At 71.8% G+C, this 16,076-nt stretch carries 16 protein-coding genes and 1 pseudogene; 6 read left to right on the top strand and 11 right to left on the bottom strand.

Annotation, left to right across the window (positions count from 1 at the left end; translation table 11 throughout):
• Window positions 1–155: 155 nt before the first annotated feature.
• From ABZ911_RS33960 to ABZ911_RS33925, 8 genes are all read right to left on the bottom strand, one after another.
• Complete coding sequence (locus tag ABZ911_RS33960; protein ID WP_358065455.1) at window positions 156–1,061, bottom strand: sigma-70 family RNA polymerase sigma factor; 906 nt, start codon at window positions 1,059–1,061, stop codon at window positions 156–158.
• Window positions 1,058–1,402, bottom strand: coding sequence for a YciI family protein (locus ABZ911_RS33955; RefSeq protein WP_358065452.1), 345 nt, complete (start codon window positions 1,400–1,402; stop codon window positions 1,058–1,060). Before ABZ911_RS33955 ends, ABZ911_RS33960 begins: the two co-directional genes overlap by 4 nt.
• Window positions 1,399–1,743 carry a YciI family protein gene (locus ABZ911_RS33950; protein WP_358065449.1) on the bottom strand — a complete coding sequence of 115 codons (345 nt, stop codon included), beginning with the start codon at window positions 1,741–1,743 and terminating at the stop codon, window positions 1,399–1,401. Before ABZ911_RS33950 ends, ABZ911_RS33955 begins: the two co-directional genes overlap by 4 nt.
• A 10-nt stretch (window positions 1,744–1,753) precedes the next feature.
• The gene (locus ABZ911_RS33945; RefSeq protein WP_358065446.1) at window positions 1,754–2,602 is read right to left on the bottom strand and encodes a hypothetical protein; all 849 of its coding nucleotides are present in this window, start codon (window positions 2,600–2,602) and stop codon (window positions 1,754–1,756) included.
• Window positions 2,599–3,351 carry a MerR family transcriptional regulator gene (locus tag ABZ911_RS33940; RefSeq protein WP_358065443.1) on the bottom strand — a complete coding sequence of 251 codons (753 nt, stop codon included), beginning with the start codon at window positions 3,349–3,351 and terminating at the stop codon, window positions 2,599–2,601. The genes ABZ911_RS33945 and ABZ911_RS33940 overlap by 4 nt, the downstream gene beginning before the upstream one ends.
• Before the next feature lie 33 nt (window positions 3,352–3,384).
• Window positions 3,385–4,338 carry a tyrosine-type recombinase/integrase gene (locus ABZ911_RS33935; protein WP_358065440.1) on the bottom strand — a complete coding sequence of 318 codons (954 nt, stop codon included), beginning with the start codon at window positions 4,336–4,338 and terminating at the stop codon, window positions 3,385–3,387.
• Between the two features lie 19 nt (window positions 4,339–4,357).
• Window positions 4,358–5,167 (bottom strand): SDR family oxidoreductase, encoded by an 810-nt coding sequence (locus tag ABZ911_RS33930; RefSeq protein ID WP_358065437.1) that lies wholly within the window; start codon window positions 5,165–5,167, stop codon window positions 4,358–4,360.
• Window positions 5,168–5,236: 69 nt separating this feature from the next.
• A complete protein-coding gene (locus ABZ911_RS33925; protein ID WP_358065434.1) occupies window positions 5,237–6,559 on the bottom strand; it encodes an RNA polymerase subunit sigma-70 in 1,323 nt (440 codons plus the stop codon).
• A gap of 134 nt (window positions 6,560–6,693) precedes the next feature.
• On the opposite strand from ABZ911_RS33925, the gene ABZ911_RS33920 reads away from it, so the two are divergent.
• The 3 genes and pseudogenes from ABZ911_RS33920 (at window position 6,694) to add (ending at window position 9,830) form a co-directional block, all read left to right on the top strand.
• Window positions 6,694–7,764 (top strand): winged helix DNA-binding domain-containing protein, encoded by a 1,071-nt coding sequence (locus ABZ911_RS33920; protein WP_358065431.1) that lies wholly within the window; start codon window positions 6,694–6,696, stop codon window positions 7,762–7,764.
• 190 nt (window positions 7,765–7,954) lie between these two features.
• Window positions 7,955–8,863, top strand: a pseudogene (locus tag ABZ911_RS33915) (RNA polymerase sigma factor); the annotation flags it as partial.
• A gap of 4 nt (window positions 8,864–8,867) precedes the next feature.
• Entirely contained in the window at window positions 8,868–9,830 is a 963-nt protein-coding gene (add, locus tag ABZ911_RS33910; protein ID WP_358065429.1) for an adenosine deaminase, read from the top strand.
• Here the strand turns inward: add and ABZ911_RS33905 are convergent.
• The gene (locus ABZ911_RS33905; protein WP_358065426.1) at window positions 9,823–10,716 is read right to left on the bottom strand and encodes an LLM class flavin-dependent oxidoreductase; all 894 of its coding nucleotides are present in this window, start codon (window positions 10,714–10,716) and stop codon (window positions 9,823–9,825) included. The genes add and ABZ911_RS33905 overlap by 8 nt on opposite strands.
• 78 nt (window positions 10,717–10,794) lie before the next feature.
• Here ABZ911_RS33905 and ABZ911_RS33900 point away from each other — a divergent pair, with 78 nt between their 5' ends.
• Window positions 10,795–12,138: an APC family permease gene (locus ABZ911_RS33900; RefSeq protein WP_358065423.1), complete on the top strand. Its 1,344-nt coding sequence runs from the start codon at window positions 10,795–10,797 to the stop codon at window positions 12,136–12,138.
• A 45-nt stretch (window positions 12,139–12,183) separates the two neighbouring features.
• Here the strand turns inward: ABZ911_RS33900 and ABZ911_RS33895 are convergent, their stop codons facing one another.
• Window positions 12,184–13,323: a winged helix DNA-binding domain-containing protein gene (locus ABZ911_RS33895; RefSeq protein WP_358065420.1), complete on the bottom strand. Its 1,140-nt coding sequence runs from the start codon at window positions 13,321–13,323 to the stop codon at window positions 12,184–12,186.
• Between the two features lie 150 nt (window positions 13,324–13,473).
• Here ABZ911_RS33895 and ABZ911_RS33890 point away from each other — a divergent pair, with 150 nt between their 5' ends.
• Together ABZ911_RS33890 and ABZ911_RS33885 are read left to right on the top strand one after the other, a co-directional pair.
• Window positions 13,474–13,836, top strand: a complete 363-nt coding sequence (locus tag ABZ911_RS33890; RefSeq protein ID WP_358065417.1) for a YciI family protein — start codon at window positions 13,474–13,476, stop codon at window positions 13,834–13,836.
• A 564-nt stretch (window positions 13,837–14,400) separates the two neighbouring features.
• Window positions 14,401–14,946 (top strand): dihydrofolate reductase family protein, encoded by a 546-nt coding sequence (locus tag ABZ911_RS33885; protein WP_358065414.1) that lies wholly within the window; start codon window positions 14,401–14,403, stop codon window positions 14,944–14,946.
• 124 nt (window positions 14,947–15,070) lie between these two features.
• Here the strand turns inward: ABZ911_RS33885 and ABZ911_RS33880 are convergent.
• The coding region (locus tag ABZ911_RS33880; protein WP_358065411.1) for an ABC transporter permease at window positions 15,071–16,076 on the bottom strand (1,006 nt) is incomplete at its 5' end.

The raw sequence follows: 16,076 nt of genomic DNA, 5'->3' as shown, positions 1-16,076 counted from the left end.
GGCGGTAATTTGCGGCCCGGGGGACACAGACCACATCGGCCACTCGACTCTAACGGACATCCGGGAGCAGGTATTCCATCGCGCCCAAAGAATCGGTCAGGTTCTGGGCGCAGGACCAGCTCACCGCCCGGACGAAGGTCGCAAAATCTCTCAGATCAGGTGTTCATGCCCGGCCTCCGCCCGGCGGCCGAGCAGGAACTCCCGCTCGGGTACGGTGGCCACCAGCTCCAGCGCCCGATCGTACGCGGCCACGGCCTCCTCCAGTCGGCCCAGGCGGCGCAGCAGCTCGGCGCGGGCGGCGGGCAGCAGATGGTGGCGCGGCAACTCGGCCTCCAGCCCGGCGAGCAGGTCCAGCCCGCCCTGCGGGCGTGGTGCAGCAGCATCAGTGCCAGCAGCGCGCGGACCTCGTGGTCGGCGGGCATCAGCCCGGCCAGCATGCGTGCCAGCGCGATCGCCTCGTCGGCCGGGGCGTCCCGGATGAGGGCGTCGCCCTCGGCGGCGGCGTAGCCTTCGGTGAAGATCAGGTAGATGACGGCCAGCACGCCGTCGCGGCGCTCGGCCAGCTCCGGCCCCGACGGCACCCGGTAGGGGATGCCCGCCTGGCTGATCTTCTTCTTGGCCCGGGTGATGCGCGCCGCCATGGTGGCCTCGCCCACCAGGAAGAGCCTGGCGATCTGCCGGGTGGTCAGGCCGGCCACGCAGCGCAGCGTCAGCGCCACCCGGGCCTCGGGCGCCAGCGCCGGATGGCAGCAGGTGAAGATGAGCCGCAGCAGGTCGTCGGGCACCTCGTGCCGGTCGGGCTCCTCCACGATCAGCAGCGGCGCCTTGCGGGCCGCCACCGCCGTACGGCGCAGCCGGTCGAAGGCGCGGCGGCGGGCGGTGGTGAGCAGCCAGGCGGGCGGGTTGTCCGGGACGGGCGGCCAGGCCGACACCGCGGCGGTGAAGGCGTCCTGCAGGGACTCCTCGGCCAGGTCCAGGTCGCGCAGTTCGGAGGTGAGCAGGGCGAGCAGGCGCGCCCAGTGCCGCCGGTAGGCCTGCTCGACCCTGTCAGCCTCGCTCATTCCTGGTATTCCACCACGGGCCGGACCTCGATGATGGGTTCGGGGCAGGCCTTGGCCAGCTCGATCGCCTCGTCCAGGTCGCGGGCCTCGATGAGGTAGAAGCCGCCCAGGTGCTCGACGGTCTCCGCGAACGGGCCGTCGGTGCGCACCACCGGGCCTTCGCCCTTGCGCAGGCTGACCGCGGCGGAGGGGCCCTCCAGGGCCTCGCCGGTGAGGTAGGCGCCGCGCTCGGTGAGCATCCGGGTGTAGGCGGTGTGCAGGGCGAAGGACTCCTCCTGCTGCTCGGGGGTGGCCTCCTGCCACTGCTTGGCGTCGCCGTAGAGCAACAGCGCGTATTTCATGACGTCTCCAGTTCAGTGATGGGCCTGATCTCCACGTCGGAGGGCAACGGCGTGGCCAGTTCGACGGCCTCGTCCAGGTCGGCGGCCTCGATGACGAGGTAGCCGCTGATCTGCTCGACGGTCTCGGCGTAGGGGCCGTCGGTGACCAGGATCCGGTCGCCGTCCTTCCTGATGGTGGTGGCGGTGGAGGAGGGGGCCAGTTCGTGGCCGCCCCGGCCGGCTCCGCGCTCGGTGAGGAAGCGGTCGTAGGCGCCCCACCTGTCGTAGACGGCCTTGCGTTCCTCGGGCCCGGCCTCGGCCCACGGCCGCTCGTCTCCGACGACCAGTAGCACGTATCTCATGGTGTCCCTCCTAGGCGATGGGTTCACTCTCCTGACGTGCGGCCTGCGCCTGGATCGACAACTCGCGGACAAAACTTTTCGCGTCGTCGGCCTTGAGGCGGATGACGGAGGCCCGCCCGGTGCCGCCCAGCGCCTTGGTGACGGTGACGGGCTCGGTCAGCTCGACGGTGACGTTGGTCTGGGCGGCGACGATGATGTCGGCCCGGTCCTCGCCCAGCCGCACCATGCCGCCGTCGTGGATGCGGTTCTCGGTGCGGGCCCTCGCCACCAGGCGCAGCGGCACGCGCAGGTCGAAGGCGGCGCCATGGCGGACGCGCAGCTCGCCGGCGCCGATGACGTGCGGCCGGGTGTGCGCGGCGGCGATCATGCCGAGGATGAGCAGCACGCTGTAGACGTGCAGCACGATCATGATCTTGTGCAGGGCGGGCCACGGGATGAGGTAGGCCAGCGCGACGCCTTCGAGGACGGTGACGAACAGGAAGATCAGCATCATCGAGTTCTGGTCGCGGGAGTAACCGAAGCCCAGGCGGCCGGGGCCGACGCCGTGCCGCCTGCGGACCGCCCACAGACCCAGGCTGGCCAGCGCGCGTATCTCGTGGGCCAGCAGTCCGCGCACCGGGGCCGGGACGGCCTGCCGTACCGCGTCGTGCAGGGCGGCGCGGCGGGGCAGGCCGCTCGCGCGGGCCGTGCGGAACAGCGTGGCCAGCACGTACGCCTCGGCCAGCAGGACGGCGGCGACGGCCGCCTCGGCGGCCAGCAGCAGCGGGGTGGGGATCCGCACCCCGGCGGCCAGGCAGGTCAGCAGGACCAGCTCGGCGGGCAGCAGGAGGTAGGCGGCCAGGCGGACGGCGCGGATCATCCGGGGGTCCTCTCGACGAGCAGCTTCAGGGCGTGGCGGGCGACCGCTTCCTGGGCGGGGGACAGGTCGGCGAGGACGACCCGGGCGAACGAGCCGTCGGTCAGGTCGGCGGCGGCCAAATCGGTGCCCGGGACGCCGGGCGGGACCAGTCCGACGAGGGCGCGGGCCAGCTCGGGCACGCGCGGGTCGGCGGGGTCGTCGAGCTCGTCGATGCGCCCGTAGACCTCCTGGACGCGGGCCACGAAGGCCGGGTCGTCGGCCATGGGGCCGAGCAGGTCGAGGATCTGGCGGCGGTCGGTCTCGGTGGCGGTGGTGTCGAGCAGCGCCAGCCATTCGCGTTCCTTGGCCATCAGGCCCGCCGGGGCGGCCGGGATCTTGCCGAACAGGGCGGCCATGTCCTCGGAGACCGGATCGTCGGGGTGCAGCCGCTCCTGGGCGAGCAGGGCGGCCAGCCGGGTACGCCTGAGGTGGATCTCGCGTTCCTGGCGGGCCAGGTCGGCGTCGAGTTCGGCCAGCACCTCGCGCAGGTCCCTGCCCTGGTCGTCGGCCAGGACGTCGCGCACCTCCTCCAGGCTCAGGCCCAGCTCGCACAGGCGCCGGATCCTGGCCAGCTCGACCGCGTCGCGCAGGCCGTAGATCCGGTAGCCGTTGGTCAGCCGGGCGGGTTCGGGCAGCAGCCCCAGATGGTGGTAGTGGCGCACGGCCCTGGTCGACACCCCGGCCAGCGCGGCGAGTTCTCCGATCCGCATGCCCCCAGTAGAAACGTTGACGCTGCGGCAAGGTCAAGTCAGGGGTCTGGGCGCGGGCAGGCGCAGCCGGTCGACGGCCTCGCGGCGGGTGCTGTCGGGGCGGCGGTCGTAGCGGGCGGTGGTGGCCGGGGAGGAGTGGCCGACCAGCGCCTGCGCGGTGGCCAGGTCGACGCCGGCGTCGAGCAGCTCGCCGATGAAGGTGCGGCGGAAGTCGTGGGCGGTGCGCCGGGCCGCGCCCGCCTCGCCCATCCGGCGGGTCAGGATGTCGGCGATGCCCTGCCCGGTAAGCGGGACGGGCCGCCGGTCGCGCACCCGCAGCCGGCCCGAGCGGCTGATCGGGCAGAACAGCGCGCCCTCGGCCAGACCGCGCGTCGCCAGCCAGCGCTCTACCAGGGCGATGGCGTCGGTGGTCAGGTAGACCAGGCGTTCCTTGTCGCGTTTGCCGCGCACCCGCAGCGAGCGGGCGGCCGGGTCGTAGTCGGACAGGACCAGGCCGGCGATCTCGGCGCGGCGGCAGCCGGTGGTGTACAGGGCGGCGATGAGGGCGGCGTCGCGGCGGCCGGCCGGGGTGTCGTCGCAGGCCGACAGGGCGGCGCCGACGACCTCGGGCGGCACGTGGCGGCCGGCGGGCAGCCGGGTGTGGGTGACGGGGGCCAGGTCGGCGGCGCGGGCGTAGTCCTCGGCGGTGCACTGGCCCAGCCGCCAGGCCTCCTTCAGCACCCGGCGCAGCGCCACCAGGTGCTTGTTGACGTAGGCGGGCGACCAGCCCTGGCCGGCCAGGATCGTCCGGATGCGCATGGTGTGCTCGTAGCGCAGCAGGTGCCAGGGCTGGCCCGCGCCGACGGCGTCGTCCTGCCCGGTCAGGATGCGGGCGATCCTGTCCAGGCAGCCCTTCATCGTCCGCCTCGACTCCGCTCCGGCGAGGGAGTCGAGGTAGACGTGGTAGGGGTCGCGGACCGGTTCGGCGGGTAGGGCTGGAAGGCTCATCACCGCCGATCCTAGGACGCTAGTCGGCCACCATGCCGCCGGTGAGGTTGACCAGGGTGGCGGTCATGCCGCCGTTGCGGTCGGAGGCCAGGAAGGCGGCCAGGTCGGCCACCTGGGCCAGGGTGGTGGTCTTCTTCAGCATGGTGGCGTCGGCCATGGTCTGCAGGATGCCGCTCATGTCCATGCCACCGTGCTCGCTGTCGAAGACGTCGGTGTGCATCTCCTGCACGCCCCAGGAGTCGGGCACCCCCGCGATGCGCACGCCCAGCACGCGCACGCCGTGCGGCCCGACCTCGGTGGCCAGGTAGCGCACGAACGACTCGATCGCGGCGGCGGCCACGCCGGTGCTGCCCATCAGCGGCGGGCCGGACCTGCCGCCCGCGTTGGCCAGGGTCAGGATGACGCCCGAGCCCTGCCTCACCATCTGCCGGGCGGCGGCCTGGGCGGTGATGAAGTTGGTCAGCACCGCCGTGGTGACCGGCCCGGCGAAGGTCTGGGCGGGCAGGTCCACCATGGGCACGCCCTGGACGTAGCCGCCGGCGCCCTCGTCGCCGTGCGAGACGGCGTTGAAGGTGACGTCCACGCCGCCGGCCTCGGCGACCACGGCCGCGAGGTGCTCGGCCACCGCCCGCTCGTCCAGGACGTCGACTTCGGCGACCTCGGCGCGCCCGCCGGCGGCGGTGATGCCGTCGGCGACCGCCTCGAGCTTCTTGAGGGTACGGCCGGCCAGGAAGACCCTGGCCCCCTCGCGGGCGAAGGTCCTGGCCACGCCCGCGCCGATGCCGCCGGCCGCGCCGTACACGATGGCGGTCTTGTTCTCGAGCAACATGTTCGTTCTCCTTGTTCCGGTCAGATGGTGCGCTCGTTGAGACGGCCGGGCGGCGGGAAACTCATCGGCTCACAGGGTGAGGGGGAGGCCGAAGGCGGGGAACAGGTGGGGCTCGAAGGCGGTGATCTCGGTGATCAGGCCGTTCTCGATCCGCAGGACGTTGAGCACCTGGGCGCGGTAGACGGAGGTGCCGGGGCGGCGTACGTACCCGGCGGTGGCGGGCTGGCGGTTGGCGCTGGTCAGGACGTGTTCCCAGGCGCCGAAGTACTGCGGCGAGGACGGGTCCATGGTGGCCGACAGGCCGGCCAGGATGGCCTCGCGGCCGACGAACCACAGCGGGTCGGGCGGCATGGTCAGCTTGATGTCCTCGGCGTACAACTCGGCCACGGCGGCGGCGTCGAAGTCGCGCGAGGCCTCGATGTAGCGGTGCAGCACGTCCCGTTCCTGCTCGCTGACCTCGGCCGGAGCCGTCCAGTCGGCGCGGCGCTCCGGCAACTGCCTCCTGACGGCGGGCCTGGCGCGCTGCAGGGCGCTGTTGACCGAGGCCAGGCTCATGTCGAGCAGCGCGGCGGTGTCCTTGGCGGGCCAGCCGAGCACGTCGCGCAGGATCAGCACCGCCCGCTGCAGCGGCGGCAGGTGCTGGATGGCGGCCAGGAACACCAGCTCGATGGTCTCCCTGGTGACGGCCGCGGACTCCGGCGTCTGCTCCAGCAGCAGGTCGGGGTACGGCTGCAGCCAGGCGATCGAGGTGGGCGCGGGCTCCGGCCCGGCTCCGGGCATGGGCGGGTACGGCTCGGGGGTGCGCTTGTGGCGGTCGAGGTGGTCCAGGCAGGCGTTGGTGGCGATGCGATAGAGCCAGGCGCGGAGACTGGCCCGTCCCTGGTAGGTCTCGCGCCCGCGCCAGGCCCGCAGGAAGGTCTCCTGGACCAGGTCCTCGGCCTCGTCGAAGGAGCCGAGCATGCGGTAGCAGTGCACCCGCAGCTCGTGCTGGTGCGCCTCGGCCAGCGCGGCGAAGTCCTCCTCTTGCGTCACGCCCTCGCGCGTGACGTTTTCCACGGGCGCGTCCAGCGTGACGGCGTCCTGAGTGACGGCGTCCTGCGTGATGGCGTCCTGCGTGATGGCGTCGCGGGCCAGGCCGCGCAGGCGGCGTACCAGGGAGGCCAGGACTCGGGCGTCGGTGTCGAGTTGCAGCGGCGGCGTGGGCGCCAGCCCGCCGGCCCGCGCGCGGATCCCGGCGATCAGCCGCTCGACCGTCTCGCCCTCGGCCGGGTTCTGCCGTACCCGGTAGGCCTTCTGCCGGCAGGCGGCCGAGCAGTACAGCGAGACCCTGCCCCGGCCACCCGCCTTGCCGGGCAGGGGATCACCGCACTGGCGGCACACATCTGCTCCCATGAAGTCACCCTTATCTACGTAACGCGCGATCGTGTTACGGAATAAGGTACGCGGCCAGAGGATCTTGGTGAAGGTCCTGCGCTCTCGGCCATTGCGGAAGCGGGCTTGCCGCGATGTCTCCTAGCGTCTGGGGCATGACGACCCAGGTGCTCACCCGTAGGACGCTCAACCGCACGACCCTGCACCGCCAGTTCCTGCTGGCCCGCACCACGACCTCGCCGCTGCGGGTGATCGAACGGCTGGTCGCCGTGCAGGGCCAGGAGACCAACGCCCCGTACATCGGCCTCTGGACGCGCCTGGCGAGCTTCACCCACGACGACCTGAGCGACCTGCTGTACGGCAGGCAGGTCGTCCGCGGCTCGCTGCTGCGCGGCACCCAGCACCTGGCCGCCGCCGCCGACTACGCGTGGCTGCGCCCGATGATCCAGGTCGTGCTGAACCGCCAGCGGCAGGCCGGATTCGGCCGCGACACCAAGGACGTCGACCTGGCCGAACTGGCCACGCTGGTCCGCGCCCACCTGGCCGGGCGCACACTGACCCGGCCACGGCTGCGCGACCTGCTGGCCGAACGCTGGCCCGAGGTCGCGCCACTGGCGCTCGGCTGGTCGGCGCAGGCGCTGGTGCCGGTCGTGCACACCCCGCCCAACGGCATCTGGGGCACGGGCGGCGCGACCCCGTTCACCCTCGCCGAGGAATGGCTCGGCAGGCCGCTGGAGCCCGGCTCGCCCGAACGGCTGGTCGAGCGCTACCTGGCCGCCTTCGGCCCCGCCTCCGCCATGGACGTCCAGGCCTGGTCGGGGCTGACCAGGCTGCGCGAGGTCGTCGCCCGGATGGACCTGCGCCGCTACCGCGACGAGAACGGCCGTGAACTGGTCGACCTGCCCGACGCCGCCCTCGTGGACGGCGACGAGCCCGCGCCCGTACGGTTCCTGCCCTGGTTCGACAACCTGGTGCTGTCCTACGCCGACCGCACCAGGGTCATGTCCGACGAGCACCGCAAGATCGTCTGTGTCGGCGCGGTCACCTACCCGACCATCCTGGTCGACGGGTTCGTGGCCGGCATCTGGACCCTGGACAAGGGGGTGCTGGCCATCACCGCCTTCCGGCCGCTGCCCGCGGAGGTCATGCGGGAGGCGGCCGGGCTGCTCGCCTTCGCCGGGCAGCCCGACGCGCGGATCACGGTCACCGAGGGGAGCGGGTCCTGACCGGCGACGGCCCCGGCCTGCCGTACCGGACCGGAGGCGAGACGACGCGCGTACGCGCCTTCGCGGGCGGCTTGGGATGGGGCCGGGCCGGGTAGCTTGGTGAAGTGGCCCGCCTGGTCTCATCCCCCGGAGCGAGGAGTGCGTCATGTCCGAAGCAGCTCAGGTGCTCGATCTAGACGATGTCCGGGTCGCCTCGCGCGACTCGGTGAAGGACTACCTCAAACAGATCGGTAAGGTCCCCCTGCTGACCGCCGAGCAGGAGATCGAGCTGGCCAAGCGGATCGAGGCCGGACTGTTCGCCGCGGAACGGCTGGAGACGGCCCGCGACCTGCCCGAGGAACTGCGCGCGGACCTGGAGTGGATCGCCGAGGACGGCAGGCGCGCCAAGCAGCGCATGCTGGAGGCCAACCTTCGCCTGGTGGTGTCGATCGCCAAACGCTACACCGGGCGCGGCATGCTCTTCCTGGACCTGATCCAGGAGGGCAACCTCGGCCTGATCCGCACGATCGAGAAGTACGACTACACCCTCGGCTTCAAGTTCTCCACCTACGCCACCTGGTGGATCAAGCAGGCGATCAGCCGGGCGCTGGCCGACCAGGCGCGCACCATCCGCATCCCGGTGCACATGGTCGAGCAGATCAACCGGGTGACCAGGGCGCAGCGTGAGCTGGTCGGCGCGCTGGGCCGCGAGCCCACCGCCGAGGAGTTGGCCGAGGAGGTGCAACTGCCGGCCGAGCGGGTGGTGGAGGTGCTCGGCCACGGCCGCGAGCCGATCTCGCTGGACATCCCCCTCGGCGAGGAGGGCGACAGCCACTTCGGCGACCTCATCGAGGACGCCGAGGCGATCTCCCCGGCCGAGGCGGTCAGCTTCACCCTCCTGCAGGCACAGCTCCGCTCCATCCTGGGCGGCCTGTCCGAGCGCGAGGCGGGCGTCATCTCGATGCGGTACGGCCTGACCGACGGCAGGCCGATGACCCTCGACCAGATCGGCAAGGTCTACGGCGTCACCCGCGAGCGGATCCGGCAGATAGAGTCCAAGACCATGTCCAAACTGCGCCACCCGGCCCGCGCCCAGGCGTTGCGCGACTACCTGAACTGAGCCCGTGCGAGATCTCACCCTGCTGCCCAAGGCCCACCTGCACGTCCACCTGGAGAGCACGGTCCGCTGGGAGACCCTCCAGCAGATCGGCCGGGCCAACGGCGTGCGCGTCCCGGACCGGCGCGGCGGCCCCTTCACCGGGTTCCGGCAGTTCGCCGACCACAACGCGCTGGTGCGCGACTGCCTGCGCACCCCGGACGACTTCCGGCGCGTCGCCAGGGAGTTCTGCCAGGACGAGGCCGCCCAGGGCACCGGCTACGCCGAGGTCACCTTCACCGCCGCCTCCCACGGAGAGCGGCTGGGAGCGCCGGAGATGCCGCTGGAGGCGGTCCTGGAGGGGCTGGCCGAGGGGCAGGCCGCGCACGGCATCGAGGTGCGGGTGCTGCTCGACCACTCCAGGCGCCGCCCGGCCGAGCGGGCCTGGCGCACGCTGAAGCTGACCGCCCGCCACGACGAGGTGATCGGCATGGGGCTGGCCGGCGACGAGAGCCATCCGCTGGCGCCGTTCGCCGAGGTGCTCGACGCCGCCAGGGACGCCGGCCTGCGCCTGGTGCACCACGCGGGCGAGACGGCCGGAGCCGCCAGCGTGCGCGAGGCGATCGAGACCGGCCACGCCGAGCGGCTGGGCCACGGCTTCCGCGTGCTCGACGACCCCGCTCTGGTGGCCGAGGTGCGCGAGCGGGGCATCGCGCTGGAGGTGTGCCCCTACTCCAACGTCCTGCTCGGCCTGGTCCCCTCCTATGCCGAGCACCCGCTGCCGCGCCTGATCGAGGCGGGGCTGGCCGTCACGCTCAACACCGACGGCGAGACCTCCCTGGCCGGGGAGTACACCTCGGTCAGGGACACCTTCGGCCTGGACGACGCGACCCTGGCCGTCCTGGCCCGCGCCTCGGTCGAGGCCTCCTTCGCTCCCGAGCCGGTCAAGGCCCGCCTGCGCGCGGGGATCGAGGACTGGCTGCTCAGCTGAGCATCGCGCGCACCAGGGGGATGACCTCCCCGGCCAGCCGCTCGGCCTGCCGCGTCCGCGCGTCGGCTCCTTCGGGTCCCTCGGGGTCTTCGGGGGCCAGGCTGAGTGTGCGGAAGCCGAGGCGGGCGAAGCCGGCCAGCCGCTCGGCCACCGCCTCCGGAGGCCCGGCCACGCCGCCGGGCCCGAGGTCGTGGCCCTCGCCGACATACACCCGCAGGTGGTAGGCGCAGGTCAGCTCGGCCGGGTCGCGCCCGGCCGCCTCGGCGGAGGCCAGCACCCGCTCGCGCATGCCCGCCGCCCGCTCCGGCGGCGCGAAGCCCAGCGACGGGATCCACCCGTCGGCCAGGCGGCCGGTCAGCTCCAGCGCCCTCGGCCCGAACGTGCCCATCCAGATGGGGATCGGCCGGACCGGCTTGGGCTCCAGGTCGGCGGCCTCCACCTGGTACAGCTCGCCCTGGAAGGTGAACGAGCGCTGCGACCACAGGCCGCGCGCGATGCGCACCGCCTCCTCCAGCCCGTCGACCTTCTCCCGCGCGCTGGGCACCGGCAGGCCGAACGCCCGGAACTCGGCGTCGGAGTAGCCGCCGCCGAGCCCGAGGATCAGCCGCCCGCCGGAGAGCCGATGCAGGCTCTCGGCCATCTTGGCCACCATGGCCGGCGGCCGATAGGGCACGCCGAGCACCCGGGTGGCGATGGAGATCCTGGAGGTGGCGGCGGCGATCCAGGTCAGCAGCGTCCAGGTCTCGAAGGTGGGGTCGGTGCCGCACGGATGGTCGCTGGTGGAGACGAAGTCGAAGCCGAGCCGCTCGGCCCGCACCGCCTCGGCCACCGGATCGTCGTGCGGCCCGGCCGAGGCCGGAATGCTCAGCCCAAATGTCGTGTACATGTCAACAACCTAGAACCCGTATTGTTGATGTGTCAACTTACTGTGTGAGGTGCGCCACAGTGGGGAACGGCTTGACACATGTCATTTTCCCCAGCCGAGGCGGAGCGCGTCCCACTCAAGCGCGCGATCGGCCCCAAACTTCTCATCCTGTTCGTCGTCGGTGACATCCTCGGCACCGGCGTCTACGCCCTGACCGGGAAGGTCGCCGGCAAGGTGGGCGGCGCGCTGTGGATGCCGTTCCTGTTCGGGTTCATCATCGCGGCGCTCACCGCCATGTCCTACGTCGAACTGGTCACCAAGTACCCCAGGGCGGCGGGCGCCGCCCTCTACACCCAGCGCGCCTTCAAGGTGCCGTTCCTGACGTTCATGGTCGCCTTCGCCGTCATGTGCTCCGGGCTCACCTCGGCCAGCGCCGCCGCCCGCGCCATCGGCGGCGACTACCTCAAGGCGTTCGTCACCCTCCCCGGCGTCGTCGTCGGCATCATCTTCATCGTCGGCGTCGCCCTGCTCAACTACCGGGGCGTCTCCGAGTCGGTGAAGACCAACATCGTCTTCACCCTCATCGAACTGAGCGGCCTGATCGTCATCATCATCATCGGCGTCTACGCCGTCACCACCGGCGCGGGCGAGCCCTCCAGACTCACCGAGATCCGCGCCGACGAGGCGGGCGGGCTCATGCTGGCCCTGCTCGGCAGCACCGCGCTGGCCTTCTTCGCCTTCGTCGGCTTCGAGGACTCGGTCAACATGGCCGAGGAGACCACCGACCCCTCGCGCAGCTTCCCCCGCGCCATCTTCCTCGGCGTCGCCATCACCAGCACCGTCTACATCCTGGTCGCCATCACCTCATCCCTGCTGGTCGACTACCGCGTCCTGGAGAAGTCCTCGGGACCGCTGCTCGAAGTGGTCAAGGCCGGCGGCATCAGCTTCCCGCCCCAGCTGTTCGCCGCGATCGCCATGGTCGCCGTCGCCAACTCCGCGCTGATCAACATGATGATGGCCTCCCGCCTGGTGTACGGCCTGGCCAACGAACGCGTCGTGCCGCGCCCGCTGGCCTGGGTCGACCCGCGCAGGCAGACCCCCGTCATCGGCATCCTGTTCACCACCGCGCTGGCCATCGCGCTGATCTCCACCGGCGAGATCGCCGGCCTCGGCGACACCACCGCGTTCCTGCTGCTGTGCGTGTTCACCGTGGTCAACATCGCCGTCCTGGTGCTGCGCAAGGACACCGTCGAGCACGCCCACTACCGGGCGCCGACGGTCATGCCCGTGCTCGGCGCCATCCTGGCCTTCGTCCTGGCCAGCCCGCTGACCGGCCGCCCGGCCGAGGTCTACATCAGGGCCGGCGTCCTGCTGGGCGTCGGCCTGCTGCTGTGGGTCGTCAACTGGCTCGTCATGCGCCGCCACCAGCACGCCGCCCCCTGACCGCCGCGCCCAGCCCTTCCCGGGTACGGCGCGGCCGCCGCGGCGTCAGGCGTGCGCGCCCACGGTGACCGTGCCGACGGTCAGCCTCGCCGTACCCTCGAGGATCTCCCCCACGCGCGCGACCTGCTCCTCCAGCTCGCCCAGGCTCTCCCCGGACAGCTCCCGCAGCGGCTCGACCGTCACCTCGATCCGGCAGCCCGAGCGGCGCTGGTGCCACACCCCGGCGACTGTGCCGTCGATCAGCAGGACGGGGTAGTTGCCCGCCTGGTTGCCGGACAGGGCCCGCTCGGCCGCCCTGCCGGGAAACAACCGCTCCCGCGGATGACACCCGACCCCGAAGGCGTCGAAGTACGGCAGCAGCCGCACCCCGGCCGGGGCCTCGGACGGCATGGCGGTGTCGCCCGCCACCACCCACGCCGCCGTGCCCTCGACCTCGACCCGCTCCAGCTCCCCGGCCAGCGACTCGAACACCCTGCCCGCCCACCCGTCCGGCGCCGCGAACCAGCGCGCGAACGCCTTCGGCGTGGCCGGGCCGTAGGAGTGCAGGTAGGCCTTGACCACCCCGGCCAGCGCCGCCCGGGGCTCCTGCGGCTCGAACCCGGGCGACCAGCGCCGCGGGTTGGTGTAGGTGACCTTGCGCCCCCGGTTGGGGCCGAAGCACAGCACGCCCCGGAAGGCGGCCAGGTGCATGGCCTGCCGCCAGCGTGGCCACATCCCCTGGAAGGCGGGCACGACCGGATCGCCCGCCCAGGTACCCGCCAGCTCGACGACCGCCTCGCTCAGCTCGTCCACGGTCAGCTCGGCTTCACCGAGCGCGGTCGCGATCGCCGCGATCACCTGCTCGCTCTGCTCGGGCGTCAGCCGGACGCCGTCGGGCTGCAGGCCGCGCGCCGGTACCTCCGCCAGCGCCCCGGTCCACATCGGCAGGTCCCGGGTGGGCAGCAGGTGGACGGTGCCGCGCGGTCCGAGCGTCTTGACCAGGCTGCGCTCCTGCCACAGCGCCTCGCGTACCCCGGCCCTGGTGAGGCCGCGCAGGCGTAACGCGACCGACAGCTCGGCCGCCGACATCACCTGGGCGTGCGCCCCGCACATCGCGGCCACCACCTCGGTCGCCGCCGCGTCCTCGGCCGGCCGGATCAGGTGGTGCCGCGCGAGTCTGCGGGCGGAAACCTCGCTCCACTTCATTCCCCGAGCCTAGGGCCCGACCAGGTACCCTTCCACGGTCGTGAAGGGGGGCTTGCCGCCGACGCCCCGATCGGTGTCTCGCGAAAGTTCTCGCCGACCATGTCGAGAGCGGCCCTCCGGCTCCGACCTGAGGGCGAAAGGAGTGATCACATGAAGTACATGCTGATGATCTACAACAACCCGGCGACCTGGGAGACCCTGACCCAGGACGAGCGCCAGGCGGTGATCGGCGAGGCCCAGTCCATCATGAAGGAGCTCATGGACAGCGGCGAGTGGGTCGGCGGCGAGGGCCTGGCCGACCCCTCGATGAGCAAGACCATCCGGGTTCGCGACGGCGTGCCGGCCACCACCGACGGGCCGTTCGCCGAGGCCAAGGAGCAACTGGCCGGCTACTGCCTCATCGAGTGCGAGACCCAGGAGCGCGCGCTCGACATCGCCGTACGCTGGCCCGACGCCAAGCTGTGCGCGGTGGAGCTGCGCCCGCTCATGGGCGGCGGCGGCCTGGAGATGTGACCCCCGCCCCGTACTCCGCCGGCCCGGCCCGGCGGAGTACGGGTTGCCCTGGCTGAGCTCGGCCGGCTCCTCCTTCCACAGGGTGGTGACCGAGTCGGAGCACGGCTCGCTGGTACGGTGACCAGCGGCCACCTGGTGAACGGGCGCGGCGGAGGTGGGATCCAGAAGATGCCGCGCTCTTCCCGCACACGGCCACGCCATGGTGCCCGCTCTGCATCGGGCTGGTCATCGTCGGGGTCGGAGTGACGCCCGCACGTTGAGTGGTAGTGATCGCCGGCCCCGGATGCCCGGGGGTTTCCGATTTGCCGTCCGGGTGGCCTCCGTGATTTAGTAAATGCACGAGCATTTACTAATAGCCCTGGCGATCAGCAGTTCCGCGACCTCGCTCTGAACCTCCAGCAGGCACAAGCCCGCTCGGTCACGCCGTGGACGGGGGAGAGCTGTGCGACACCACGGCTCTGGCCGCGAAGGTGCGGGCTAAAGCCTGCGGGCGGGACCGATGTGCACATCGCTTCCTACCGCACGCGCCCCCGGCCGTCCCGTACGACAAGGAACGAGAAGATCATGACCTCTGCATCCGTCCCGCGTAAGCGGTCCTTCCGCGCCCTCGTCCAGATCGGCACCAGCTTGGACGGGTTCATCGCCCGCCTCGACGGTGACATCGACTGGCTCACCGAGCGCGGCGCGCAGGCCGGTGACACCGGTTACGAGGCGTTCATGGCCGGTATCGACACGCTGGCGATGGGCCGCAAGACCTACGAGAAGGTCCTCACCTTCGGCTTCTGGCCGTTCGAGGGCAAGCGGGTGGCCGTCCTGAGCACCCGGCTGACCACCGACGACCCGAACGTCACCGTCCACCGCAGCCTGGACGAACTCCTGGCGGGCCTGGACGCGGCGGGGGCGGAGAACGTCTACGTGGACGGCGGGCAACTGGTGCAGACCTTCCTGCGCGAGGGCCTCCTCGACCAGCTCACCATCACCACCGTCCCGGTCCTGCTGGGCTCCGGCATCCCGCTGTTCGGCCCCCTCGACCACGACATCGACCTCACCCTGCGCGAGACCAGAACCCTGGGCGCAGGCTTCGTCCAGACCACCTACACCCTCGGCTGACCCGCGCATCCACACCCGGCTGACGAGGCCGCGCTCACCCGGTTGTCCGGGCCGCTACGCGCAGGCTTGCCACGAGGGCGGTCGAGGCGATCGTGATCTTCATGCTCAGGTGAGTCCCCCGGGGTCAGGACAGGCGCCGGCGGATCCACCAGAAGCAGAACCCTGTGAGGGCGAGGGTGAGGGCGAGGTAGATGCCGGTCTCGTACCACTGGAAGGTCCAGAAGCGGCTGGAGGGGTGGTAGGTCGCGTCCTGCCGGTAGCCGAGCCGGTTGATTTCGGCGACGCACGCTTCCATGCCCTGCTTGTCGCGCTCCTGTCCCGAGGGCGGGGCGCAGGGGCCTGAGGAGGTGGACACGGGGAGGGTGGCGCCGCCGGCGTCGTCGACCGGGCGTCCGGATGGATCGGTGAGGTGGCTGGAGAAGGCCCAGGCGCCCGGGTCGCCCGGCACCCGCGCCTCCAGGAGCACATGCACCGAATCCTCGTCGCGCGGCACGAGGAACTGGTCCACGTTCGAGCGGCTGAGCTCGAAGGCCGTGTGGACCGGAGGGAGCAGGTACGGCCGGACCAGCAGCGGCATGGCGATCTGGAGGGCGGTGAAGACGGCCAGGGTGAGGGCCATGGCGGGCAGGGTGCGATGGATGAGCATGCCCACGGTCACGCCGAGCATGAAGGCGAAGGCCGCGTACCCGAGGGGGACGATGCCACGTGCGGCGAACACCAGGGGATTCAGCTGGGCGAAGCCCCCGACCGCGGACTTGTCCAGGGGGCCGGACCACCAGGTCACCGCGAGGCCGCACAGTCCGGCGGCGGCCGTGGCGGTCAGGCCGGTGAGTGCGAGTTTGACGGCGAGCCAGCGGGTGCGGGTGATGCTCTGGTTCCAGACCAGCAGGTGGGTGTCGGCCTCTAGTTCGCGGGTGATCAGCGGTGCCCCCCAGAAGATCCCGATGAGGGCGGGCAGGAGTAGCACGACGAGGGTGACGGCCAGGAAGGGAGTCTGGTATTCGTCGAAGAACTGGTCGAAGAAGCGGTCGCAGTTGTTGTCCTGGGTGCAGGCGGTGATCCCCCTCGAGTACTGGCCGGCCAGGTCGGGGCCGGTCAGGGCGAGGGTGGTGGCGAGTGCGATGAGCGCG

Source organism: Nonomuraea sp. NPDC046570 (assembly GCF_040645915.1).
GTDB lineage: Bacteria > Actinomycetota > Actinomycetes > Streptosporangiales > Streptosporangiaceae > Nonomuraea.
The sequence above is the reverse complement of the archived record's forward strand: the minus strand, read 5'-3'. Positions and strand labels throughout refer to the sequence as shown.

What these genes read in the sequence shown, in the direction of transcription:
- ABZ911_RS33935 (WP_358065440.1), bottom strand. Translation starts at nt 4,338, where the DNA reads ATGAGCCTTCCAGCCCTACCCGCCGAACCGGTCCGCGACCCCTACCAC.
- ABZ911_RS33950 (WP_358065449.1), bottom strand. Translation starts at nt 1,743, where the DNA reads ATGAGATACGTGCTACTGGTCGTCGGAGACGAGCGGCCGTGGGCCGAG.
- ABZ911_RS33895 (WP_358065420.1), bottom strand. Translation starts at nt 13,323, where the DNA reads ATGAAGTGGAGCGAGGTTTCCGCCCGCAGACTCGCGCGGCACCACCTG.
- ABZ911_RS33940 (WP_358065443.1), bottom strand. Translation starts at nt 3,351, where the DNA reads ATGCGGATCGGAGAACTCGCCGCGCTGGCCGGGGTGTCGACCAGGGCC.
- ABZ911_RS33960 (WP_358065455.1), bottom strand. Translation starts at nt 1,061, where the DNA reads ATGAGCGAGGCTGACAGGGTCGAGCAGGCCTACCGGCGGCACTGGGCG.
- ABZ911_RS33920 (WP_358065431.1), top strand. Translation starts at nt 6,694, where the DNA reads ATGACGACCCAGGTGCTCACCCGTAGGACGCTCAACCGCACGACCCTG.
- ABZ911_RS33955 (WP_358065452.1), bottom strand. Translation starts at nt 1,402, where the DNA reads ATGAAATACGCGCTGTTGCTCTACGGCGACGCCAAGCAGTGGCAGGAG.
- ABZ911_RS33885 (WP_358065414.1), top strand. Translation starts at nt 14,401, where the DNA reads ATGACCTCTGCATCCGTCCCGCGTAAGCGGTCCTTCCGCGCCCTCGTC.
- ABZ911_RS33945 (WP_358065446.1), bottom strand. Translation starts at nt 2,602, where the DNA reads ATGATCCGCGCCGTCCGCCTGGCCGCCTACCTCCTGCTGCCCGCCGAG.
- ABZ911_RS33925 (WP_358065434.1), bottom strand. Translation starts at nt 6,559, where the DNA reads ATGGGAGCAGATGTGTGCCGCCAGTGCGGTGATCCCCTGCCCGGCAAG.
- ABZ911_RS33890 (WP_358065417.1), top strand. Translation starts at nt 13,474, where the DNA reads ATGAAGTACATGCTGATGATCTACAACAACCCGGCGACCTGGGAGACC.
- ABZ911_RS33900 (WP_358065423.1), top strand. Translation starts at nt 10,795, where the DNA reads ATGTCATTTTCCCCAGCCGAGGCGGAGCGCGTCCCACTCAAGCGCGCG.
- ABZ911_RS33930 (WP_358065437.1), bottom strand. Translation starts at nt 5,167, where the DNA reads ATGTTGCTCGAGAACAAGACCGCCATCGTGTACGGCGCGGCCGGCGGC.
- ABZ911_RS33905 (WP_358065426.1), bottom strand. Translation starts at nt 10,716, where the DNA reads ATGTACACGACATTTGGGCTGAGCATTCCGGCCTCGGCCGGGCCGCAC.